This is a genomic window from Virgisporangium aliadipatigenens (assembly GCF_016863615.1).
Taxonomy (GTDB): Bacteria; Actinomycetota; Actinomycetes; order Mycobacteriales; family Micromonosporaceae; genus Virgisporangium; species Virgisporangium aliadipatigenens.
In genome coordinates this window covers 1-2,392 of record NZ_BOPF01000091.1, presented here as the reverse complement: position 1 = coordinate 2,392, position 2,392 = coordinate 1, and the positions used below count along the sequence as shown (strand labels likewise).

The window sequence follows — 2,392 nt, the reverse complement described above, 5'->3', positions numbered from 1 at the left end:
CGCCGATGTCACGGTGACGATCCTCGTGCGGGTCTTCGCCGACCACTTCCCGGGGAGCAGTCCGCGTCCTTCGGCGTGCCCGAAGTGCGGTCACCGCTACCCGGACGACAAGTCCGAGTGCCCGACCATGTCAGTCGTGCGTCCGCAGCTGTATCGGCGGCGTACCGAGAACCCGGCCGCGCTGCAAGCGCTGACCGGAGAACAGTTCGAATCCCTGCACAAGCCGAAAACCGTTCGTACCAACCGTTTCACGGTTCGGACGGGCCGATCGGCGCCGTGTCCGGAACCCGTGATCGAACCGAGCCTGCTCGACCTGCTCAACGGAAAGGACACGACGTCATGACCATCCAGAAGATTTTCCGCTATCGGCTCAGCTACGTCTCGAACAACGGTCGGACCTTCGGGGCCGTCGACTACAACCGGCGGGAGCCGATCAGTGACCGCAGCGATGTCATCGCGCTCGAAGCTGAGCTGCGTAAGCACTGCGGCGCGCGGGATCTGACGATTCTGTCGTTCTCGCTGTACGCCGAGCCGGACGGGCGGTCCTGACATGGCCAACCGTGCGCGTAACGCCCGGGTGGCGCGACTGCTTCTCGATGCTGCGGAGGAGCTGGGCCGGCACGACTGGTGCCCGACTCGGGAGGATCTCGACTATCCGTTCACGGGCCGTGTGTCGGTGTTCGGCGCTCTGGAGATGGCCGCGTTCGGCGAGGTTGCCGTCCGCTTCGACCGCCAGACTCCCTCGGCGGAGTGGGACCTTCTGGTCCTTGCCCTCGCGGCGCTCGCCGACGTGGTGGAGCCGACCCTGCCCTACGACCCTGCTATTTCTATCCGTGACAACCTCATCTATTGGAACGACTGGATCGCCACCGATGTGGGCCAGGTCCAAGCCGCGCTGCGTATGGCGGCCTACAACTGCGACCCGCAGGCGATCTCCAGTCTCGACCTGCTCATGCGAGAGGTCGACATCTTCTCGGACCCGCATCTCAACGGCCTGAACGACTGGGCCGCCTCCGATTCGGAGGGATCCTGGGATGTCTGACCTGTCGAAGGTTTCCGATGTGGTGGCAGGGTTCGCCGGGCGGCGCGAGGTTGTCCTCGCCGGCCTGGTCCTATCCGTGCTCGTCCTGGCGTGGGTTGCTACCCGCGTGCGTCGGATCGCTCGCAGCGAGCGGCCGGATGAGCCGTTGTCGAACCTGGTCATGCTGATCGCTCTCGGATGGTCGTCCGAGGCGGTCTGGGAGATCGCGCGGCACCGGCTGCACTTCTCCCTCGGGCTGACCCTGCTGTTGTTCTTCGTCATGGAAGCGCTGCTTCTGGTGGCGATGATCCGCGCGAAGCGTCACATGCGCGAGTACGGCTGGCCCGGACGGTTCGGCACCACCGCATGGACCGTGGCCTCAGCCATGGCCCTGGTAGCGACAGTGGCATCGAAATCGGTGCCCGAAGCAGTTCTGCGGATGCTGATCCCGCTGCTGGTCACCAAGCAGTGGTGGGACGGCCTGGTCGGCGGCGCCACTAGGCGTCCGACCGATGCATCAACCTGGCGTTGGACGCCCCGCCGGCTGCTGCTCGCGGTCGGGGCCATCGAGCCCGGAGAACGGGACGTCCACACCGTGCACCGCGAACGGCTGACCCAGCAGATGACCACGCTGTACTACCGGCTGAACCACGGTTCGGACCGGTTGCGTAGTCGACGGGTTGCCCGTCTGGCGAAACTGAGCCTCACGGCCGATGACGCCATCATCGCTGAAGTCCAGCGACGCGGTGAGCGTGCAATGTGGTTCACCCACACCGACAAGGTGATGGGCCTGACCGACGTCGGCACCGCCGACCACGTCACGCAACCGAATCACGTCACGCCCCATGTTCCTACTACCCCTGCCCCTTCTACTTCTCCTGTCCCTACGACTATGAACCCTGTCGTGCCGTCCACAGTGGACACGCAGGCCGCACCGCCCTCCATGGACGATGCGCCCGCGCGCTCCGCAATGGACGACCGGCCGGAACGTCCGGCAGATGAGCCGGCTCCGGCTGCGGCACCGAGCCCGGCCGACCTGGCCGCGCGCATCGTCAAGGCACCTGCCCCGACCGGCCCGGTGGCCGCGTCGCCGGCACCCGTCGAAACCTCCCGTCCTGCTCGACGCCCGTCGCCCCGGCCCCGCCGCGACGACGACGCACCGCCGCGTAAGTCGGCACCGTCCACCGCAGACTCTTCCGTCAACGCGCTGGACCGTGCACGACCCGCCGCGACCGCTGCGCCGTCGCCTGACGTGTTGGCCATGGCATCCCGGGTCGCAAGGCAGTACCGGGCAGACAACGACGGCACGCCGATCAACGCGAACCAACTCGCCGCACGGCTCAAGGTGTCGACCAACGAAGCCGCACAGGC

Annotated in this window: 3 protein-coding genes and 1 pseudogene; all 4 read left to right on the top strand. The window is 66.8% G+C overall.

All coding sequences use genetic code 11. The features are described from left to right. A partial coding sequence (locus tag Val02_RS46885; RefSeq protein ID WP_203905875.1) for a hypothetical protein occupies nucleotides 1-343 on the top strand: 343 nt, incomplete at its 5' end. Then, the gene (locus tag Val02_RS46880) at nucleotides 340-549 is read left to right on the top strand and encodes a hypothetical protein (RefSeq protein ID WP_203905874.1); all 210 of its coding nucleotides are present in this window, start codon (nucleotides 340-342) and stop codon (nucleotides 547-549) included. The genes Val02_RS46885 and Val02_RS46880, both read left to right, overlap by 4 nt. A 1-nt stretch (nucleotide 550) precedes the next feature. Continuing rightward, nucleotides 551-1,042 carry a DUF6197 family protein gene (locus Val02_RS46875; RefSeq protein WP_203905873.1) on the top strand — a complete coding sequence of 164 codons (492 nt, stop codon included), beginning with the start codon at nucleotides 551-553 and terminating at the stop codon, nucleotides 1,040-1,042. Beyond that, a pseudogene (locus Val02_RS46870) lies at nucleotides 1,035-2,392 on the top strand (hypothetical protein); the annotation flags it as partial. The gene Val02_RS46875 and the pseudogene Val02_RS46870, both read left to right, overlap by 8 nt.